Annotated in this window: 14 protein-coding genes and 5 pseudogenes; 13 read left to right on the top strand and 6 right to left on the bottom strand. The window is 70.4% G+C overall.

All coding sequences use genetic code 11. From position 1 onward, the window contains the following. A pseudogene (locus AB0F18_RS21800) lies at window positions 1–212 on the bottom strand (hypothetical protein); the annotation flags it as partial. A gap of 589 nt (window positions 213–801) precedes the next feature. On the opposite strand from AB0F18_RS21800, the gene AB0F18_RS21795 reads away from it, so the two are divergent. Further along, window positions 802–1,866: a hypothetical protein gene (locus tag AB0F18_RS21795; protein WP_362063101.1), complete on the top strand. Its 1,065-nt coding sequence runs from the start codon at window positions 802–804 to the stop codon at window positions 1,864–1,866. 262 nt (window positions 1,867–2,128) lie between these two features. After that, window positions 2,129–2,356 carry a hypothetical protein gene (locus AB0F18_RS21790; RefSeq protein WP_362063099.1) on the top strand — a complete coding sequence of 76 codons (228 nt, stop codon included), beginning with the start codon at window positions 2,129–2,131 and terminating at the stop codon, window positions 2,354–2,356. A 57-nt stretch (window positions 2,357–2,413) separates the two neighbouring features. On the opposite strand, the gene AB0F18_RS21785 is transcribed toward AB0F18_RS21790, so the two are convergent. Next, window positions 2,414–2,896: a hypothetical protein gene (locus AB0F18_RS21785; protein WP_362063098.1), complete on the bottom strand. Its 483-nt coding sequence runs from the start codon at window positions 2,894–2,896 to the stop codon at window positions 2,414–2,416. A 284-nt stretch (window positions 2,897–3,180) separates the two neighbouring features. Here AB0F18_RS21785 and AB0F18_RS21780 point away from each other — a divergent pair, with 284 nt between their 5' ends. Further along, the gene (locus AB0F18_RS21780) at window positions 3,181–3,831 is read left to right on the top strand and encodes a hypothetical protein (RefSeq protein ID WP_362063105.1); all 651 of its coding nucleotides are present in this window, start codon (window positions 3,181–3,183) and stop codon (window positions 3,829–3,831) included. Window positions 3,832–3,921: 90 nt separating this feature from the next. Here AB0F18_RS21780 and AB0F18_RS21775 read toward each other — a convergent pair. Then, window positions 3,922–4,810 (bottom strand): annotated as a pseudogene (locus AB0F18_RS21775) (IS256 family transposase); the annotation flags it as partial. A 7-nt stretch (window positions 4,811–4,817) separates the two neighbouring features. Here AB0F18_RS21775 and AB0F18_RS21770 point away from each other — a divergent pair. Next, window positions 4,818–4,940, top strand: a pseudogene (locus tag AB0F18_RS21770) (IS5/IS1182 family transposase); the annotation flags it as partial. A gap of 199 nt (window positions 4,941–5,139) precedes the next feature. Here the strand turns inward: AB0F18_RS21770 and AB0F18_RS21765 are convergent. Beyond that, window positions 5,140–6,033, bottom strand: coding sequence for a LysR family transcriptional regulator (locus AB0F18_RS21765; protein ID WP_362063096.1), 894 nt, complete (start codon window positions 6,031–6,033; stop codon window positions 5,140–5,142). Window positions 6,034–6,176: 143 nt separating this feature from the next. Between AB0F18_RS21765 and AB0F18_RS21760 the strand changes: the two genes are divergently transcribed. The 7 genes and pseudogenes from AB0F18_RS21760 (at window position 6,177) to AB0F18_RS21730 (ending at window position 13,143) form a co-directional block, all read left to right on the top strand. Continuing rightward, window positions 6,177–6,818: a hemerythrin domain-containing protein gene (locus AB0F18_RS21760; protein ID WP_362063094.1), complete on the top strand. Its 642-nt coding sequence runs from the start codon at window positions 6,177–6,179 to the stop codon at window positions 6,816–6,818. An 81-nt stretch (window positions 6,819–6,899) separates the two neighbouring features. Beyond that, on the top strand, window positions 6,900–7,886 hold the full coding sequence (locus AB0F18_RS21755; RefSeq protein WP_362063092.1) for a GNAT family N-acetyltransferase: 987 nt from the start codon (window positions 6,900–6,902) through the stop codon (window positions 7,884–7,886). Between the two features lie 88 nt (window positions 7,887–7,974). Next, entirely contained in the window at window positions 7,975–8,640 is a 666-nt protein-coding gene (locus tag AB0F18_RS21750) for a DUF4097 family beta strand repeat-containing protein (RefSeq protein WP_362063090.1), read from the top strand. A 61-nt stretch (window positions 8,641–8,701) separates the two neighbouring features. After that, a complete protein-coding gene (locus AB0F18_RS21745) occupies window positions 8,702–9,919 on the top strand; it encodes a serine hydrolase domain-containing protein (RefSeq protein ID WP_362063088.1) in 1,218 nt (405 codons plus the stop codon). Window positions 9,920–10,209: 290 nt separating this feature from the next. Then, window positions 10,210–11,400 (top strand): annotated as a pseudogene (locus AB0F18_RS21740) (glycosyltransferase); the annotation flags it as partial. 18 nt (window positions 11,401–11,418) lie between these two features. Further along, a complete protein-coding gene (locus AB0F18_RS21735; protein ID WP_362063103.1) occupies window positions 11,419–12,156 on the top strand; it encodes a class I SAM-dependent methyltransferase in 738 nt (245 codons plus the stop codon). Window positions 12,157–12,258: 102 nt separating this feature from the next. Further along, window positions 12,259–13,143, top strand: coding sequence for an alpha/beta fold hydrolase (locus AB0F18_RS21730; protein WP_362063086.1), 885 nt, complete (start codon window positions 12,259–12,261; stop codon window positions 13,141–13,143). A 481-nt stretch (window positions 13,144–13,624) separates the two neighbouring features. Here AB0F18_RS21730 and AB0F18_RS21725 read toward each other — a convergent pair whose 3' ends face one another. Both AB0F18_RS21725 and AB0F18_RS21720 read right to left on the bottom strand, forming a co-directional pair. Then, complete coding sequence (locus tag AB0F18_RS21725) at window positions 13,625–13,933, bottom strand: hypothetical protein (RefSeq protein ID WP_362063084.1); 309 nt, start codon at window positions 13,931–13,933, stop codon at window positions 13,625–13,627. 46 nt (window positions 13,934–13,979) lie between these two features. Continuing rightward, window positions 13,980–15,110 (bottom strand): annotated as a pseudogene (locus AB0F18_RS21720) (IS110 family transposase). Window positions 15,111–15,754: 644 nt separating this feature from the next. On the opposite strand from AB0F18_RS21720, the gene AB0F18_RS21715 reads away from it, so the two are divergent. Further along, the gene (locus tag AB0F18_RS21715) at window positions 15,755–16,543 is read left to right on the top strand and encodes a hypothetical protein (RefSeq protein ID WP_362063082.1); all 789 of its coding nucleotides are present in this window, start codon (window positions 15,755–15,757) and stop codon (window positions 16,541–16,543) included. A 241-nt stretch (window positions 16,544–16,784) separates the two neighbouring features. Beyond that, window positions 16,785–18,839, top strand: coding sequence for an NAD-dependent DNA ligase LigA (gene ligA / locus AB0F18_RS21710; RefSeq protein WP_362063080.1), 2,055 nt, complete (start codon window positions 16,785–16,787; stop codon window positions 18,837–18,839). The last annotated feature ends 630 nt before the right edge of the window (window positions 18,840–19,469 follow it).

Below are 19,469 nucleotides of genomic sequence, written 5' to 3'. Positions count from 1 at the left end.
GCCGCCCACCCCGCACCCACCGACCCCCGCAGCGCCGCGCGCACCTGCTCCGGGTCGGCGGCCTCCACCACCGCCCGCGACCACAGGCCAGGGCCGGCATCCGCCGGCGGGACCAGGCCCGTACCGGCCGCCCACCGCCAGGCAGCGACTGGCACCCGCAGCCGGCCCGCGGCCTGGTTCTCGTCGTACTGCTCCCACACCGAACGCACCATCTGAGTCGCACTCCGATCACGCATCGGTGGCCCGACGATCGGGCAGCGCCCGAAACATGACGAAAGATCCTGCTTGCTGTCAATGGCCTCGATTTCGAGGTGAGTTGGGGCCACACCGCACGAGCCGCGTACGCGTACACGAGGCCCGGATTCACCCGGGCGGGTTACCGCGAACCGGCGCCAGGCAGCTGGAAGCGGGGGCCGTCGCCGCGACCCCCGCCCCTCCCCCGGACGGCCTACAGGCGGTCGGCCGGCTCCGCCGCGAAGGTGCCGCCGTGCACGCCGTACAGCGGGGTGTCCGTCAGCCGGAACCGCTCCACCCGGACCGGTCACCCCTCTCACCTGACCACCGGCTCCTCCTCTGCATCCGCCCGACACAGCCACCCCGGACGGCAACGGCGCCGGTGCAGCTGCGGAGCTACCCGCTCCCACAGGCCCGTCATGCACAAGATCAGCGCGCATCTCGGACACGCTGGCGATCAAGATCGACGAACTCAAGGTTCACTGCGCAACTCGCCCCGAAACCGGAGTGCCTGATCCCGCGAGAGCTGTTTTGGCCGATCGCTTCAAGATCTGCCAGGGTCGGGGCATGAACAGACGAGACGACGTGTGGGAACTGATCCACCTCATCAACAGGAAGATGGAAAGCGCGAACGCTTCCGGCGACCTGCGCACAGTCCTGGCGTCAGGCGACCTTCCGGAAGTGCTGCAGCTCGACGCGATACTCGCCGAGGGCAACGCGGACATCGACGTCAGCCTGACGGCCGTCGCGCAGCACCTGCTGGCAAGGCTTCGCTGGCACCGGTCTCGGCTGGTGCCCGAGGGCCAGGGACACGCCGACTACGATGCCGCGCTGGCCTTGTTCGAGCTGCCGTTCATCCTGGGGCTGGACGACATCCCGAATCCCATGCTTCCCACACTCGCGGAGCGGGTGGTTCCCATGGCCGCCTCATTCCAACAGGGGGCGTCCGAAACGAAGTCCCCGGCCGAGATCGAGAGCGCGCTCATCCTGTCCCGGCAGATCGTGACCCACCTCGATCCCGACCACCCCTTCCGGCCCGGAATGACTGCTAATCTGGGCCTCTTGCTGCTGCTCCGGTTCGAGAACGGCGGCTCCGCGGAGGATCTCGATCAGTCCATCGAACTGCTTGAGACGGCGCTGGCCCGTGCCGTCGACCAGCGGGAAGCCATTCTTTCCACCCTGGTGCAGGCGCTCCGGCACCGGCTGGCGGCCACGGCCGACCCGGCGGATCTGGACCGGGTGATCGAATGCTGTGAAGCCGGTGGCGCAGTGGCGTCTGCCGATGACAATGCCGCAGTCAAGTGGCTGAGCAGCTTGGGAGACTCCCTGCTCAACCGATTCGAACGCGCCGGGGCCGAGTCCGATCTGGACCGGGCAATCGACGTCATGAGGCGGACCCTCGACGCCGACCGCGCGCGCCTCCTCGACCCCGTCGCAGTGAAGTACGACCTCGCCTACGCCCTGTCGCGCCGCTTCGACCGCACCCAGTCGGCGACCGATCTCACCGAAGCGATCAACGTCGCCACGTCGGCGGTGGAGGCCGCCGACTCCGACCACGTCTTCCGCGCCCCGACACAGCACCTCCTGGACGCCATGCAGAGGGCGAACGACTCACTCCGCTCCACCCCCTGACACGCAGCACGACCCAGCCGCACTGGCGCGCCCGCTCCTGCTGGAACGGTCAGCGTCCACGAGCGCAGCATCAGTGGCGCGTCAGCCGATGTCACGCTGTCCTGGCCCAAGAAGCAGACCTCGAGCCAGGACAGGTCTGCGTCCCGGCCGCCGCCGAGCAGCTGCGCCGGCTCCTGGCCGACGACGTGCCGGCTTGTCTCCACTGTCGCCCGGACACCGCCCTCGGAGTGCTCGAATGACCGGGTACCGGCACGGTGGAGGGATGAGCCCTGGCCTGCGCGTCATCGTCTACCCGCCGGACGCCGAGGGCGGGCGCCGCGTCCGCGTAGACGGCGAGATCCTCGGCCGCGCCCTCGGCCCTGGCGATCTTCTGGAGCTCCTGCGGCGGGCCGGCCTGGACCCGGACGACGTCCGCCTGGACGACGCGCTGCTCATCGAGTGGCGCGGCGGCGGGCCGGCCGTGTGGAGTCCGGATACCGGCGGAGCCTGAGCGCAGCAGTGCGGGCCGTCACCCGGCGAGGGTGGCGGCCCGCACTGCTGCGCTGACTCAGACGGTGGGCGAGGCCGTGTAGTCGTGGCGTCCGTAGCCTCGGCCGTCTCCGTGCCAGTCCAGGAACAGGGTGGAGTCGGCCAGGGCTCCGCGGCCGGCCCGGTGGCTGATCGTCGGGGTTCGGTAGTGGCCGTTGTAGTTGCCGCTCGACGTGCTGTCCTCCAACCGGTCCTCGATCGCGGTGAAGTCGCGTTCGATCACCACGGGGTCGGTGCCGTCGCGGGACTGCTTGATCTGCAACCGCAGCTTGGCCCCGTCGAAGATCGTCACATCGTCCACTTCGCGGAACGCGGTGCCGTCCCACTTCGCTTCGGCGTAGGCGTACACGGTGCCCCCGGAGCGGGCCGCGCACGTCTTCACCGTGATCTTCCAGTTGTCCGGCCACGGCCCGTCATAGCTGCTGTCGTCGATGTCCTGCGCGCTGGACGCGCACTTGTAGGCCGGCGCTGCCGTGGCACTGGGTGTTGTGGGTGCCGCCACGGCCGCGACGGCCCAGCGCGGCCACCGCCGCGCGCTTGAGGGTGCTCATGCCCGCTCAATGCCGCGAACCCAGAAGCGACACGGCCCTGCCCCGAAACCGCCTCGGACGAGCGACCCCCGGTGCCCGGGCGTCGATCGCACGTCCGGTCAGCCGGAAGCGGACACCACGCCGGTCCAGGCGAGCACGTGTGGCAGCGGTCGTCCTCGCCGAGCACATCGGTCCAGGCGACCCGCGAAGTCGGCGGCCCTCTTCTGGGGAGCAATAGTCAAGATCTGTGGACGAGATGACGAGCGAGCAGGCTGCTGCGCCCAACGGGGTCGGTCCTATGCTGACGGTCGTGCAGCTACTGGGTGTAAGTAGTGAGGACGAGATGGTCGCCTGCTTCTTGAGCGGCGAGCTATCCAGCGGGCGGTTCGGCCAGAACCTCCGGTCCCACCTGGCGGCAGCCGGGCAAGCCGAGCAGCTGCTGACGCATCCGGACCTCTCCGACACTGGAGCGAACCTCGCACGTCGCGCTCTGCTCGCTGCCACGCGCGGGTACGGTGAGAACCGCGGCCTGTTCGAGAACTTCCCCACTCACGTCAGGTGGGCCAGGGCACTCCTGTCCGCCGACGAGGCGGCCGGCGTGCGCTACCTCGACTACTCCTACTGGGTCGAACTGTCGGGTGGCAGCCGCCAGCCGACCGACGCTGCCGCACGCATCAACGCGGGGCTACGGGCGTTCGACGTGCCCAACGAACCGTTCATCGACGCGGCCTACGCGCTCAGCAGAGGCGAGCGATTTCCTCCGCTCATCCTCGTCGGCGAGAGACAGGACAACCTGGTCTGCCTTGAGGGCCACCTGCGCTTGACCGCCTACGCCCTCGTCGGCTTCCCGACCGACATCGAGTGCCTGATCGGAACCGCGCCGGCCATGGGACGCTGGGCCCGGTAGTCCAGCCGCACCAAGCTCTCGGTACCCCGAAGTGGCCCGACGGAGGACAGATCGGCTCAGCCATGGGTCCGGTGTGGCTCCTTCAGCCGTTCAAGCGGCCCGCTCCTCGCGTTCGACGAGGACGCCGCTCTCGAAGCGTGCGCCGGCGCGAACCAGGGGCACCAGATGGGCGCCGGTGATCGAACGCCATCGAGCCTGAGCTGACTCGACCAGCTTGAACACCATCGCGAGCGCGGCCGCCGGGCTGCCCGCACCTCGCGTGACCTTGGTCCTGAGCTTGACCGTCGAGAAGGTCGACTCGATGGGGTTCGTGGTCCGCAGGGAAGTCGTAGAACGCCAGGAGTTCCTCCCGGTCGTCGGTGATCTTCGCGACGGCCTTGGGGAACTTGGCGCCGTAGGTCTTCGCAAAGGCGTCGATCGCCTTCTCGGCGTGGCCGCGGTCCTCGGCGTTGTAGATCTCCTGCATCGCCTTCGTCGCGCCCGGCTGCGCGGACTTCGGCAGGCAGTTGGTGACGTTGCGGGCCTTGTGGACCCAGCAGCGCTGGTGGCGGGCGGCGGGGAGGACCTCGGCGAGGGCCTTCCAAAGGCCCATGGCGCCGTCGCCGATGACCAGCTCGGGGTCGCGCATGCCGCGTCGGCGGCAGTCGCGCAGCAGGTCGGCCCACGACTCGGTCGACTCGCGCAGCCCCTCGGCCAGGGCGATCAGCTCCTTGGTGCCGTCCAGGCGGACGCCGAGCAGGACCAGGACGCACGAGTGCGCCTGTCCGAGCCGCACCTTGGGGTGCACCCCGTCGGCCCAGACGTAGACGAAGTCCCGGTCGGCCAGGTCACGGGCCTGGAAGGCGGCGTGGTCGTCGGCCCACTGCTTGGTCAGCCGGGTGACCGTGGCCGGCGACAGGCCCGCGGTGCCGCCGAGGAACTGCTCCAGCGCCGGCACGAAGTCCCCAGAGGACAGTCCGTGCAGGTAGAGCAGCGGCAGCGCGTTCGCTCACCTGCACTGGTTCCGCCGCCTGCGGATCCGCTGGGAAGTCCGCGACGGCATCCACGAAACGTTCCTCACCCTGGGATGCGCGCTGATCTGCTGGCGACGCTTGACCTCACCCCGATGAAGGTGCGTCAACGCGTGCAGGGGAGGGCAGGACCAGGTAGTCCACATCGCCCTGACACGGCCGCGCGACGGCGTCGATGAGCTGCACTTCCCGGATCTGGGCACCGCAGTCCGGCTCGCCCTCGGTAAAGAGATCACGAGCCTGGTGACCGAGCCGCGAGGCTGCGGCGCCTACGACGTGGTGGGGTCGGCAGGCTGCGTCAGAAGCGGAATACACCCAGGTCGCGCACGGTGTCGGCCAGGGCGCGGATGAGGTCGTTTTCGGCTTCGGTCCGCCAGACCAGAGCGAAGGTCAGGGTGGCCATCTCGGGGATGGGGAGGAATCGGATGTTCGACATGCCCCAGTATCTGGTGACATGGCCGGGGAAGGTGTGGATGATGTCGCCCATGCCGATGTGGCTGATCAGCTGATCGGCGTTGTCCGAGGCCGCGCTCGTGAGGCGCTCGATCGCACGGCCGCGTGGGGTGGAGAAGGGCAGGTAACTGTCCTCCCAGTAGTCCGGCAGGCCGAGGGCAGTGGCGTGTGGGAACTCGGCGAGCAGCTCCACCGGTACGGAGTCCCGTGCCGCGAACCGGTGGTCGGTGGCCACGGCAAGCACTCGCGGGTCGGTGCACAAGGTCGGCCCGACGGTGAAGTCCGGTTCCTCCACCGGCAGCCAGACGATCATGACGTCCATGGCGCCGCTGCGGAGCTGGCCGAACGGATCGGTGAAGGTTGTCTGGCGGATCTGGAGGCCCCATTGCGGGTGGCGCGCGCGGAACGCCTTCCAGTAGGGGTGCAGATCGACGACGTTGAAGGGCATCAGGCTGACGCGGAGCTGTGCGGTGATGCCGCGGGCCGCCAGCTGGGCTCGCTCCAGGGATTCGTGCAGGCCCGCGTATACCGGTTGCAGGTCGTCGCGGAACTGCCGGCCGACCTCCGTCAGGCGAACCGTGCGGCTGGTGCGGGCGAACAGCTCGGCCCCGATGCGCCGCTCCTGCTTCTTGATGGCCTGGCTGACGCGTGCCTGGGAGACGTGCAGCCGCTGTGCGGCCCGGCCGAAGTGCAGCTCCTCCGCCAGTACGAGGAATATCTCGATGTCCCGCAGCTCCACCGGCCCCCGCCCCCCTGTCGATAACCCAGCGGTTATCGAACCGCGTGGGATTGTGGCTTGATCATATGCACGGATCGCAAGATCGTTTGAGTCATGCATGCACGCATGAAGAACCGTGAAGAACGCCGCGTTCGTCCGGCCCGATGAGCGACGCCATCGACCTGACCGTGATGTACGCGATGCATGGCGCCCTGCGCCGGGAACTGGCCCAGCTCGACCGGGTCACCACCGCCGCGGACCGTGACCCCGTGCGCGTACTGGCCACTGCTGCCGGATGGACACTGTTCAAGCAGGCCCTCCGCGCGCACCACGCTGCCGAGGACGGCGCGCTGTGGCCGTCACTGCGGCAGAATCTGGCCGGCAGCCCGAAGGACCTGGCGCTGCTGGAGGTGATGGAGGCCGAGCACGCCGCCATTGCTCCGGTGATCCAGGCCATCGACGAGCTGCTGACCGAGCCCGGAGCCGACCCGCTGCGGCTGGGCCAGCTCACCGACGCGCTGACCCGCGGCCTGGCCGGACACCTCAAGCACGAGGAGGACACGGCCTTCCCGCTGATGCGGCGGACGCTGACCGCCGAGCAGTGGGCCCATTTCAGCCAGGTCCACGCCCAGCACATCGGCAAGGACGCACCACTTCTGCTGCCGTGGCTGCTGGACGGCGCCGACAAGCAGACCATGACGAGGCTCCTCGCCCAGCTGCCCGCGCACGAGTACGCCGCCTGCACCGCCCGATGGATCCCGGCCTACACCGCTCTCGACCGCTGGAGTCCAGGCACCACGGCCTGACACACCTTCACCACCCGCCGCTCTCTCGGTCCATCGCCCGGCCGAATTCGCCCCTCGACATCTACCACGAAAGCCATCACAGTGTCCCCCTCCGCACACGTCACTCAGCTCCAACGCGCCTCGGATACCGAAGCCGCCGCGTGGCACCAGGTCGTCGCCGCCTCGACGGCCCACGACCTGCCGGGAGTACCGACCCCCGACCCCGGACACATCCACGCCCAGCTCACCCAGCCTGCCCTCGGCAGCCGCCGGCTGGCCTGGCTCGCCACCGCGGCGGACGGCGCCCCCGTCGGTGTTGCCGGCCTGCGGCTGTTCACCTCAACGGGCCAGCAGCACCTGGCCGAACTGGAACTCCACGTCGATCCCGCACACCGGCGCCTGGGAACCGGCACCCTCCTCCTGTCGGCGGTCGTTGCGGCCTGCCGCGCCGAGGGCCGGCGCAGCCTCGTCGCGACAGCCGCGGCCGACAGCCCGGGCGAGGCGTTCAGCGAGCGCCACGGCTTCCGCCGGGTGCTGGCATTGGACCACCTGCTGCTCGACGTCGCGCGGGCCGACGATGCCGCGGCCGACGCCGAGCATCCCGGCTACGAACTGGCCTGCTGGACCGGCACGGTCCCCGACGACCTGGCCGAGGCGTTCGCCGCTGCCAAGAACGCGATGAACGACATGCCCATGGGCGACATGGACTACGGCAGCCAGACCTGGACCGCCGACCGGGTCCGGGCCATGGCCGAAGTGCTGGCCGACCGCGGTGACGTACTGCTGACGACCGCTGCGCTCTGCAAGGGGGAGATGGCCGGATACACCGAGATCGTCATCCGTGCCGGGGAGACCCGCCGGGCACTGCAGTACGACACCGTCGTGGTGCCCGCACACCGCGGCAACGGGCTCGGGCTGTGGGTCAAGGCAGAGATGGTGCGCAGGCTCCGCGCCGAGCAGCCCGGAATCGTGGAGATCGAGACCGACAACGCACAGGACAACACACACATGCTCGCCGTGAACCGGCAGCTGGGCTTCCGCTTCCACCGCAGCACCCACGAACACCAACTCGACCTGCCCACCACCTGACCACTCCACCACCTGACCACTCCACCACCTGACCACTCCACGGCCTGACCACTCCACGGCCTGACCACCCCACCAAGGAGAACGTCCCATGCAGAAGTTCGACACCCCCGACGCGATCGCCGCCATTGTGGAGATACCCGCCGGACGCATCAGCCTCCTCGCCGCCGACCGCGCCGAGACCACCGTCGAGGTGCGTCCCGCGGACGCCGGCAAGGGCCGCGATGTGAAGGCCGCGGAGCAGACCACGGTCGAATTCGGCGACGGCGTGCTGCGCGTCATCGCGCCGGAGGCGAGGAACCAGGTGCTGAGCAACCCCGGATCCGTCGAGGTGACGCTTCAGCTCCCCACCGGCTCCCGCGTCGAGGCCGCCTCCGCCGCCGCAGAGGTGCGCACCGAAGGCCGGCTCGGCGACGTCGCCGTCCATGGCGCCCACCGCCGCATCGAGATCGCCGACGTGGACGGCCTGCGCCTCACCTCTGTCGACGGCGATGTCCACGTCGGCCGGCTGGGCGGCCCCGCGGAGATCTCCACCACGCGGGGCGGCATCACCATCGGCGAGGCGGTGCGCGGCACGGTGGTGCTCCGCACCCAGCACGGCGACATCTCGATCGCCGCCGCCCCCGGCGTCTCCGCCACGCTGGACGCCGACCCCCGCCACGGCCGCGTCAGCAACGCCCTGAAGAACAACGGCTCCCCCGTGCTGGAGATCAGCGCCACCAGCGGCAACGGCGACATCTCCGCCCGCAGCCTCTGACCCCCCTCATCCGTCACCTCCTCCTTCCCGACACTTCCACCCGACCAGGGAGCACCCCACCATGTCCCAGTTCACCGCTTCCGGACAGCGCAAGATCCGCGACGTGCTGGCCCGCCACGTCGACTCCGGCAAGATCCCCGGCGTCGTCGCCCTGTACAGCAAGGACGACGAGACGCACGTCGAGACGCTCGGCGCGATGGAGCACGACGGCGGCGCGCCGATGCGCCGGGACACCATCTTCCGGATGGCGTCCACCTCCAAGCCGGTCTCGATTGCGGCGGCGATGGTGCTGCTCGACGAGTGCCGGCTGCGGCTGGACGACCCGGTGGACCGATGGCTGCCGGAGCTGGCCGACCGTCGGGTGCTGAAGGCGTTCGACGGCCCGATCGACGAGACGGTCCCGGCGCGCCGTCCAATCACCGTCCGGGACGTGCTGACGTCCACCTTCGGCCTCGGTATGGACATGACCTCGATCGGTACGCCGATCATGAACGAGGTCTTCGCACAGGGGCTGACGCCCAACCTGCCCACGCCGATGCCCGAGCAGGACGAGTGGCTGCGCCGCCTGGGCGCGCTGCCGCTGATGCACCAGCCCGGCGACCACTGGCAGTACCAGCTCGCCAGCGACCTGGCCGGCGTACTGGTCTCCCGGGTGACCGGCAAGACCTTCGAGGAGGCGCTGCGCGAACACGTCTTCGGCCCGCTGGGGATGGAGGACACCGGCTTCCACGTCCCGGACGACAAGATCGAACGGCTGCCGGTCCTCTACGCGCCCGACCCGGAGTCCGGCGAGTTCCACGTATGGGACGAGTCCAAGGGCGGCCGGTGGAACATCCCTCCGGCGTTCCATGGCGGTGGCGGTGGTCTGGTCTCCACCGCGGACGACTACCACGCCTACTTCAAGATGCTGCTGAACGGCGGCAAGCACGGCGGCGAGCGCGTTCTGTCCAGGCAGGCGGTGCAGCTGATGACCACCAACCGCCTCACCCCCGCGCAGAACGCCGCCCGCACCGAGCTGGCCACCAACAACGTCCACATCTCCTTCGGCCAGGGCCAGCACGGCGGTTGGGGCTTCGGGATGGCGGTGCGGACCTACCGCGGCGACTACGCTCCCGTCGGCCAGTTCGGCTGGGACGGCGGCGCCGGCACCTCCACCTACGCCGACCCCGTGAACAACGTCGTCGGCATCCTCCTCACCCAGGTCGGCACATCGGTCCCCGACTCGGTCCACCTGATGCACGACTTCTGGACCACTCTGTACCAGGCGATCGAGGACTGATCGCCGGCACGTCCGTTCCCTCAGCACATGCGGATGGGGCAGTGGTCGGACTGCACCCATGCCGCGCCCGGAGCGGGCCGGGGCCCACGTCGCGATGGACTGCTACGCCCTCGTCTCCGTACCCGGATCCGAAGGCACCCGCGAACTCCCCTGGGCCCGCTGATCCCGCTGATCAGCACCTCCCGACACGAACCCGCCCAAACGGGCGCGAGGCAGGCAAGCCGGAAGACCCGGATGCTGCCGCACCGACGCCGGCCGATGCCGGCACCTATAGAAATGAGAATCACGACATGCGTGTGCTGTTGATGGCATACGGATCGCGCGGCGACATAGCGCCGCTGGCGGGACTGGCGGCGCAGTTGCGGAAGCTCGGCGCGGAGGTACGCGTGTGCGCACCGCCGGACGAGGAGTTCGCCGAACTTCTGGCCGGTGTCGGTGCGGAGCTGGTGCCCTTCGGGCGGGACGTGCGCGCGCTGCGGACGGGACCGCCGCCGTCGGACGCGGCCGCGTTCGCGGCCGAGCTGGTCGCCGCGCACTTCGACATGGTCGGCAAGGCGGCCGAGGACTGTGACGTGCTGGTGGCGAGCGGTCCGATGCCGGCCGGCGCCCGCTCGGTGGCCGAGAAGCTGGGCATCCGCTACGTGTACGCGGGTTTCCACCCGTTCGAGATGCCTTCCCCGCACTACCCGCCGCCGCCGCGGCCCGGACCGCCGGCTCCGGCCGACACGACCGACCGCCGGGCCCTGTGGGACCTGGACACCCAGAAGGTCAACGCCCTCTACCTCCAGCCCCTCAACGCCCACCGTGCGGCGATCGGCCTCGCCCCCGTGGACGACGTCCGCGCGCACGTCTTCACCGAACGGCCGTGGCTGGCGGTGGACCCGGTCCTGGGCCCGTGGCAGGAACTGCCGGACCTCGACGTCGTGCAGACCGGTGCGTGGATTCTGCCCGACGAACGCCCCCTGCCCGCCGGCCTGGAGGCGTTCCTGGACGCCGGCACCCCGCCGGTGTACGTCGGCTTCGGCAGCATGCCCATGGCCGCAGCCACCGACATCGCCCGGGCAACCGTCGAGGCGGCCCGCGCACAGGGCCGCCGCGTGCTCGTCTCCCGCGGCTGGGCAGACCTGGGTCTGTTCGACGATGCGGACGACTGCTTCGCCGTCGGCGACGTCAACCACCAGGCGCTGTTCCGCCGGGTCGCCGCCGTCGTACACCACGGCGGCGCAGGCACCACGACCACCGCGGCCCTGGCCGGTGCACCCCAGGTGGTGGTCCCCCAGTTCGTGGACCAGCCGCACTGGGCCGCCCGCGTGGCGGAACTCGGCATCGGAGCGGCCCACGACGGCCCGACCCCGACCTTCGAGTCCCTGTCGGCCGCCCTCAGGACGGCACTGACCCCCGAAACGGCAGCGCGGGCGAAGGCCCTCGCCGGTACGATCCGCACCGACGGGACGACGGTGGCCGCGAAGCTGCTCCTCGACACGGAGCACGCCGCGCCGATGAGCCGCGAACAGATTTCCAAGATCGCCCATGCCGACCACCCGATCAAGTCCCCGCTCGACGACGACTCGGTCAGCCGGCTGCTCGAACGCGGCCTGCCGCGTGGCGACGAGCGAGTCCTCGACCTCGGATGCGGCACGGCGGAATGGCTGCTGCGCGCCCTGGCCACGCGCCCACACCTGCACGCCGAAGGCGTCGACGTCTCCGAAGTCGCCCTGACGCAGGCCCGCCAGGCAGCGAGCAGACTCGGAGTCGACGAGCGCCTGGTCCTCCACCAGCAGGAGGCCGCGGACTTCGTCTCTCGACAGCCGTTCGACCTGGTGATCAGCGTCGGCGCCACTCATGCCTTCGGCGGTCTCCTGCCCACGCTCGCGGCAGCCCGCGAGCACCTGGCTCCCGGCGGCCGCGTCCTGATCGGCGAGTCGTTCTGGGACCGCGACCCGTCACCGGCGGCCGTCGAGATGTTCGGTGACCTCGACGACCTGGCGACGACGGTGGACCGCCTCGTCGCCGACGGCTGGACCCCGGTCCACGGCCACGTCAGCACCCGGGCTGAGCTGGACGCCTACGAGTGGGCCTGCTGGGGCTCGCTGGCCGCATGGGCTCTGGACCACCCCGCGGATCCGGCCGCCGCGCAGGTGCTGGAAACGGCCAACGCCCAGCGTTCGCAGTGGCTGCACGGTTACCGGGACAGCTTCGGCTTCGTCTGCATGGTGCTGCGTCGGACCTCGGAGTGATCGCGTAGGCCGCCGGCAAGCCCACGCACCCAAGACGTCCCCCGCACCCGGGGCCCCTCCATGGCCGCCCGCCCCCGTGGCGGCCGGAAAGTGAAGAAACAGATGCAACCGACGTTCGTACTCGTGCACGGAGCATTCGCGAACTCCTTCTCCTTCGCGCCCCTTCAGGCCGAACTCGGCCTCCTAGGGCACCGCTCTGTCGCCGTCGACCTGCCCGGCCACGGGTTCCAGGCGACCTTCACCCACGCCTATCAGGCACCGCAGGACCCCGCCGGTCTCGCGAGCGCGCCCGGCTCGATCAAGGGCGTCACGCTCGCCGACAACGTCGCGCACCTGATCGGCATCCTCGAACGGGCCAAGCGGAACGGCCCCGTGATCCTCGTCGCCCACAGCCGCGGCGGTGCCACGGTCACGGCCGCGGCCAACGCGCGCCCGGACCTGATCGACCGCCTCGTCTACGTCTCGGCCTGGGCCCCGGTCGACCTCGACGTCAACGACTACTACGCCGAGCCGGAGATGGCCACGGTCGACCCCGCGGCCTTCGCCCCGGCGCTGGCCGGGAACCCCGCCGAGCTCGGCCTGCTCCGCGTCAACTTCCGCACGGCGAACCCGGACGCGCTCGCGGCGCTCAAGGGGGCCTTCTTCGCCGACGGCACCGACGAGCAGTTCCTCACCTTCCTCAACACCTTCCAGCCCGACGAGAACCTGGACGCCGGCGGCTCCGCCGACCGAGCGCAGGCCGCGACCTGGGGCCGCATCCCCAAGACCTACATCCGCCTGGCCGACGACACGAGCCTGCCCCTCGCCATGCAGGACCGCCTGATCCGCGAGGGCAACGAGTTGACGCCGGACAACGCGTACGACGTCCGCACGCTGGAGGGCAGCCACCTGAAGTGGCTGGTCGACCCCGCGCCGGCCGCCCGCGTTCTGGGCGAACTTGCCACGCTCCCCGTCCCGTCCGCCGAGGGCGCGACCGGAACGGGGTGAACGGTTCGGCGGTGGTGGGACAAGGAACGAGAGCGTCCCTGTGGGTGCACCCTCCACCGCCCCGCCACTGAGATCGGACGCCGCCCGGGTGACAGCCTTCGCCACGGCCGTCACCCGGGCTCCACGCCGACCCAGGATGGTCGGCCTGGCCAAGAAGCTTCCAAAACTTCTGCTCCGCCGCGAAGCCGCTCGCCAGGACGCCGGAGCCGGGGACGTACTCGGCGGCCTGGGCGAGCATCGGCTCGAAGGGCGGGATGAGAAGCACTCGGGGATGGCCTCCTTCGCCGCCGCTTCGGGCCGGGCAACGACAGCCTCCCCCGGCCAGGCACGCAACGCCTGGCGGATAGGGCCAGTGGGCCCTGCCGAATCAGGCTCCAGATGGGCGCGCTATACGCCGCTGCGGCGCCCCGTCGTTGGGTAGGTCCTCTTCCCCGGCTATCGCGGAGAACCTTATGCAGTTAAGCCGTCAAGTTGACCTTGGTCATCCAGCTGCAAAGGCGGCCAGCAGGGTGTCTGCCCGGACCTCAAGTTCGGGCGTCAGGGCTCCCTTCACGGCCACCATGAGCTCGTCACCGCCGACCGCACGGGCAAGCCGAACCTCGACCTGTCGCTGCTCACCGACCAGGGGGTACGAGTACCAGCCGTCGGGCTGCTCGTCGTCGGTCCCCTTGACCGCCAGTGCCACCGTCTCCCAGTCGGTGGCATCGAACCCGAAGCCCACGTAGTGCGACAGCAACTCCAGGAACAACCGCAGGTTGCGTTCCCAGATCCATCCCCCGACCTCTGCCATGACTCCCCCTCCGCGCTCAGAAGGGACAGCCTGTCATGGACCGCGATCAGCCTGCCGGGGCAGGAGGGGGAAACGCGGTCGCTTCATCGAAGGGGACGCGTGCCAGGAGACCGTGGTGAAGTTGGCCGAGCCTGCGGTTGAACAGGTGCCGCAGGGCTTGCATGTGCCAGTCTCCTCCTGCCCGGCGGCGCCGGTAGTGGGCGTCCGCGCCGGCGGAGCCGCTGAGCGAGGCGAAGGCCCAAAGGTGGCCGACGTGGTTGAGCCGGTTGTTCTTGACGAACCGGCGTCCGACGTAGCGGCGTTTCCCGGAGGCCCGCGTGATCGGGGCCGAGCCGGCGTACGCCTTCAGTCCTCCAGCAGTGGCGAAGCGGCTCCTGTCGTCGCCGATCTCGCCCAGAATGCGGGCACCGACCTGGGGACCGATCCCGGGGAAGCTCAGCATGATGGGCCTGCTTGCCCATGGCCTCCTCGACGAGGGGCAGCTGCCGCGGAGCTTCCTCGCGGAAGAGCTGCTGGATTCGTTCAGCGTCCGTTTCGATGCCCCGGCGGCGGCCGGCCCGCCGGAGCATGGCGGTCAGCCTCCACATCTGCAGCCTGGCAGCCAGCGCATGCGTGGGTGCGACGGCGAGGATGCGGCGGGCATCGGGGCGGGTCAGGGTTCCCGGCTTGTCCCGGAACGCCTCGATCATCGCCGGGAAGTACTCCTTCAGCAGGGACCGCAGCTGATTGGCGACCTGTTGGCGGCTCCAGACCGCGTCCTGCTGCGCGCGGGCCAGGACCGCGACGGCCTGGGCCAGGTCGGTGTCGGCGGGCAGTGGGCGGTGCACCGGCGCATCGGTGCGGATGATGTTGGCGAGGACCAGGGCGTCACCCGAGTCCGACTTCTTGCGGCTGGCTCCGTGCCGGTCGCGGTAGCGGGAGGCAGCCATCGGGTTGACCGCATAGATCTTCCGGGGCCCTGCCGCAGCGTGGCGACCAGCAGGCCGCGGCTGGTCTCGATGGCCACCGGGATCGGCGTCTCCGCGGTGTCGCCGTGTTCCGCCAGCAGGTCGAGCAGCAGCCGGTAGCCGTCCAGGTCGTCGTTGATCCGGCACTTGGCCAGCAGCTTGCCGGTGTCGTCGACGAGCGCGACGTCGTGGTGTCCCTCCGCCCAGTCGATCCCGCAGAACACGTCCATGGATCCCGCCCCTTCTCCGGTGCCGTTCTCGAAGGCGAGCACGCGGGGCCGCACGGCGCACTAATTCCAGGACTCTGTGGTCCGCCACCTCATCAGCCGTGCGCGGCGCCGCAAGGCCGCACGGGCGCGCGCCGTGTCCAGAGCTCGGAGCTCGTGAGGAGAAACGCGTCACCGTGCGGCAGCTCATCCATCGAGGATCCCGAGCCCGACGGGCCCGTGGGGCAGAACGTGCGAGGACCGGCCGGCGCCCAGCGCCACCAGTCTTTACAAAGACCTCGCACGGTCGGAGGTGTCGTAGGGGTCACCACGGCACCGACCGGACCACACACGTCCTGCCCCGGGCTGGACAACGCCGCCCCGGGCCCATCAGAGGTCCAAAACCTCTCATTACTAACGAATTAGAGGTGTCGTCGTGGCGATGGGGCTTGCCCACCTCGGCAGCGCACCGGACCATCGTCCGCGTGACAGCCGTGAATCCGACCGTCGAGGCGCTACTCGCCGGCATACCCGCCCTTGCCCCCTACGCCCGCAAGGCCACCCTGCTGCGCCCCCGGACGGGTGAGCCGTCACCGCACAGCAGCCACGTCGGTGGCCCTCTGCTGTGGCCGGCCGACCAGGAGTGGCCCCGGTGTCAGGGGCCACACATGGTCGAAGTACGGGAGAAGCTCTCCGACGCGGATCGGGAGACTCTGCAGCGGATCGACCAGGTCGCGCGAGCCCGGCGGGCAAGCAAAGCCGATGACGCGTACGAGGTCATCAGGGAGGAATCCCGCATCCGTTCCCGGATCATGGACGGCGCCACCGTGCTCGACAGGATCACGTGGGAGCGGATCCGCCGGGTGCCGGTCCCCAGCGACTCCGGCGTGCCCCTGATCGGGGTCCTGCAGCTCCTCAAGCAGGACGTGCCCGCGGTTGACTGGCCGGAAGGCATGGACGTGCTGCAGGTGCTGTGGTGCCCCCAGGAACACTCCGAGCTGCCGGGGCAGGGGTACTACTGGGGGCCCGCTGTCGAGATGCACTATCGTTCGGCCGCTTCGCTCGCCGTCGCACAGGATGTCCCCAGACCGGTGGACGCCGTGGCCTCGTATGTGCCGCGGCCCTGCCTCCTCGACCCGGTCGAGGCCACCGACCTCCCGGAGAAGGACGAACTGCCAGAGGATCTCTTCGGCGAGGCGGAGGACTGGGCCGACCAGCACGGGATCGACTACCACCGCACCTTGGCCTGCCTGAGGGGATGGAAGGCCGGCGGCTGGCCGAGCTGGCACCTCACGGACCTGGTCCCGATCGACTGTGCCTGCGGCGCGAGGGCCCGCCTGTTCCTCACGATGGACAGCGGCCGCGATCCGGACCTCAACGTCGGCCGGTTCGGCGAGCTGCGCATCTTTACGTGCTCTGTGGACGCCTCGCACCCGATCCGCCTGAACCTCCAGTAGCAGGCCGCCCCGTGCGTGGCGGGAGGCATCGCCGGGCCGCCGCTCCCTGGCTCGTCGAACTCGGCGTCGTATGGCGGGCATCTTGCGGGCCGGGCAAGCCTCGCCACTCCATGGGCAAGCCTTGGGCATTCCGGCTGGGGCAAGCCTGCGTGCACGGTGGGCAAGCCGGGTTCAGCAAGCTGGGCAGCCGGTCAGTTCGGGGTGCGACAGGCTTCCGCGGTTGTCAGTGCAGGGCAGGATGATGACCTTCATGACTGAAAACAGTGCCCTGCTCCTCTCTCCTGCCGCCTACGCGGAGGCTGTGACCACCGCCGTGGCGGCGTCGGCCGCGTACTACGGGGACGGGACCACCCCGCTCGGTGACGACGAGTACGACGGGCTGCTGCGCGCCATCGCGGTCTATGAGGAGGCCCACCCGGACGAGGCGCTTGCCGAGTCGCCGACCGGGAAGGTGGCGGGCGGGGCTGTGCAGGGTGACGTGCCGCACTCGGTGCCGATGCTCTCTCTCGACAACGTCTTCGACGCCGACGAGCTCGCCGAGTGGGCCGCAGGACTGGAACGGCGTCTGGGGCGCCCTGTGGCCGGTTGGTGTGTTGAGCCGAAGCTCGACGGCCTCGCGGTGGCCGCCCGGTACCGGGGCGGCCGGCTCGTCCAGGTCCTCACCCGCGGCGACGGCCTGGCCGGCGAGGACATCACCCACGCCGCCGACGCCGTCCTCGGCCTGCCCCCGGTACTCACCGAGCCGATCGATGTCGAGCTGCGCGGCGAGGTGCTGCTGACGACCGCGCAGTTCGAGGAGGCCAACCGGATCCGGCTCGCCCACGAGGCCACGCCCTTCGCGCACCCGCGCAGCGGAGCGGCCGGCACTCTTCGGGCCAAAGACCGCCCCTACCGGATCGAGTTGACGTTCTTCGCCTACAGCGCGATCGGCCTGGACGACCTCGGCCACGTCGCACTGCTGGAGACCCTGGCCGCGCTCGGCGCGAACACGGCCGCCAGCACGGCCGCCGCCCCGATGCGATGCGAGACCGTGGAGCAGGTGCAGGAACGCATCGACGTGATCGCAGGTCTGCGCGCGAACCTGCCGTTCGGGATCGACGGTGTCGTCGTCAAGGCCGACTCCGCCGAGGACCAGCAGCAGGCGGGCAACGGCTCGCGCGCCCCGAGGTGGGCGGTGGCCCGGAAACTGGCGGCCGAGCACAAGGTGACGCGCCTGCTGGCAGTGGAGTGGAACGTCGGCCGGACCGGGATCATCGCCCCGCGCGCCGTCCTGGAGCCCGTCGTCATCGACGGGGTGACGGTCACCTACGCCACGCTCCACAATCCGGCTGACATCACCCGTCGCGGGCTCATGGTCGGCGACCAGGTGTTCGTGTACCGGGCCGGCGACGTGATCCCACGGGTCGAGGCACCGCTGGTCGACCAGCGCACCGGCGCCGAGAGCCCGATCGTCTTCCCCGAGGCGTGCCCCCGCTGCGGCGACGCGATCGACACCGCCGAACAGCGGTGGCGGTGCGTGCGCGGCCGAAGCTGTCAGGCCGTTGCCTCGGTGATCTACGCGGCCGGCCGGGACCAGCTCGACATCGAAGGTCTCGGCGGCACGCGGGCGATCCAGCTGGTGGAAGCCGGTCTGGTCAAGGACATCGCCGACCTGTTCACCCTGACCCGGGAGCAGCTCCTGGGTCTGGAGCGGATGGGCGAGACCAGCGCCGGCAACCTCCTTGCCGCCATCGAGACCGCCCGCGGGGCCGCCTTGAGCCGCGTGTTCTGCGCCCTCGGCGTCCGCGGCACCGGGCGCACCATGTCTCGCCGGATCGCCGCGCACTTCGGGTCGATGGCCGCGATCCGGGCCGCCGACGCGGACACGCTGGCCGGAGTCGACGGCATCGGCACCGAGAAGGCCCGCGTCATCGCGGCCGAACTAGTCGAACTCGCCCCGCTCCTCGACAAGCTCCAGGCCCAGCAGGTCGGCACCCAGGTCACCGAGCCGCAGAAACCCGCCACCGACGCAGGAGGTGACGGTGAGGACTCGGCGGGCGGCCCGCTGGCAGGACAGGCCGTCGTGGTCACCGGCTCCATGACCGGCGCCCTCGCGGCGTTGTCTCGCAACGAGATGAACGAGCTGATCGAGCGGGCCGGCGGAAGGGCATCGTCGTCGGTGTCCAAGCGAACCACCCTCCTGGTCGCGGGCGAGAAGGCTGGCTCCAAGCGCACCAAGGCCGAGGAACTGGGCATCCGCATCCTCGACCCCGAGGAATTCGCCGCCCTCGTCGCCGACCTCCTCCCCACCGCCTAGCCCTCGGGCCCGCCGGCCCTCGCAGCTGTGGGCAAGCCTCCTGAGCTGGCGATCTGCGGCCCCGGGCAAGCCTCACACCCCCCTGGGCAAGCCCTGGTCGCGACGGCCTGGGCAAGCCTGCGCACATCGTGGGCAAGCCGGGCGCAGCAGGCCGTTCGGGGCACGGCAGCTCTCCCAGGCGGACATGGGAACGCTCGGCCCTCGTCCAGGGCCGGGCGTTGGTCGTCCCTGCCGGTCAGGCCACCAGGCCGGTGCGGTCGAAGTGCGGACGCGGTTGGCGAGCTCGCCGAGGGCGGGGGTGTCCTCGGCGGGTGGAGCGCCGGCTCCGCGGCCGGGGCTGGCCTCGACGGCGCGCTCCAGGTCGACGACGCCGGTCGCGAAGAAGTCCAGGGCCACGTTGCCGGTGCCGCGCTCCGCCGCCTGCCTCGCGTGGACCAGGAGCGAGTCGGAGAACGAAAGGGCGGGCTGCGTCAGGACGGCCCGTGCGCGGCCAGCTCAGGGGTCGGTGATGCCGAGCTCTCGGGCGGCGGGGCAGATCGAGCAGGCTTCGACCTGGGGCTGGCGGAGGGCGTCGAGTGCGTCGGCGTCCGTCGTCGTGAAGATATCTGCCCCGGTGCCCCCCCGTGTGGA

The organism is Streptomyces sp. NPDC029216 (assembly GCF_040648015.1).
Classification (GTDB): domain Bacteria; phylum Actinomycetota; class Actinomycetes; order Streptomycetales; family Streptomycetaceae; genus Streptomyces.
The sequence above is the reverse complement of the archived record's forward strand: the minus strand, read 5'-3'. Positions and strand labels throughout refer to the sequence as shown.

What these genes read in the sequence shown, in the direction of transcription:
- AB0F18_RS21725 (WP_362063084.1), bottom strand. Translation starts at nt 13,933, where the DNA reads ATGGCAGAGGTCGGGGGATGGATCTGGGAACGCAACCTGCGGTTGTTC.
- AB0F18_RS21735 (WP_362063103.1), top strand. Translation starts at nt 11,419, where the DNA reads ATGAGCCGCGAACAGATTTCCAAGATCGCCCATGCCGACCACCCGATC.
- AB0F18_RS21790 (WP_362063099.1), top strand. Translation starts at nt 2,129, where the DNA reads ATGAGCCCTGGCCTGCGCGTCATCGTCTACCCGCCGGACGCCGAGGGC.
- ligA (WP_362063080.1), top strand. Translation starts at nt 16,785, where the DNA reads ATGACCTTCATGACTGAAAACAGTGCCCTGCTCCTCTCTCCTGCCGCC.
- AB0F18_RS21750 (WP_362063090.1), top strand. Translation starts at nt 7,975, where the DNA reads ATGCAGAAGTTCGACACCCCCGACGCGATCGCCGCCATTGTGGAGATA.
- AB0F18_RS21745 (WP_362063088.1), top strand. Translation starts at nt 8,702, where the DNA reads ATGTCCCAGTTCACCGCTTCCGGACAGCGCAAGATCCGCGACGTGCTG.
- AB0F18_RS21715 (WP_362063082.1), top strand. Translation starts at nt 15,755, where the DNA reads ATGGTCGAAGTACGGGAGAAGCTCTCCGACGCGGATCGGGAGACTCTG.
- AB0F18_RS21795 (WP_362063101.1), top strand. Translation starts at nt 802, where the DNA reads ATGAACAGACGAGACGACGTGTGGGAACTGATCCACCTCATCAACAGG.
- AB0F18_RS21760 (WP_362063094.1), top strand. Translation starts at nt 6,177, where the DNA reads ATGAGCGACGCCATCGACCTGACCGTGATGTACGCGATGCATGGCGCC.
- AB0F18_RS21780 (WP_362063105.1), top strand. Translation starts at nt 3,181, where the DNA reads ATGACGAGCGAGCAGGCTGCTGCGCCCAACGGGGTCGGTCCTATGCTG.
- AB0F18_RS21730 (WP_362063086.1), top strand. Translation starts at nt 12,259, where the DNA reads ATGCAACCGACGTTCGTACTCGTGCACGGAGCATTCGCGAACTCCTTC.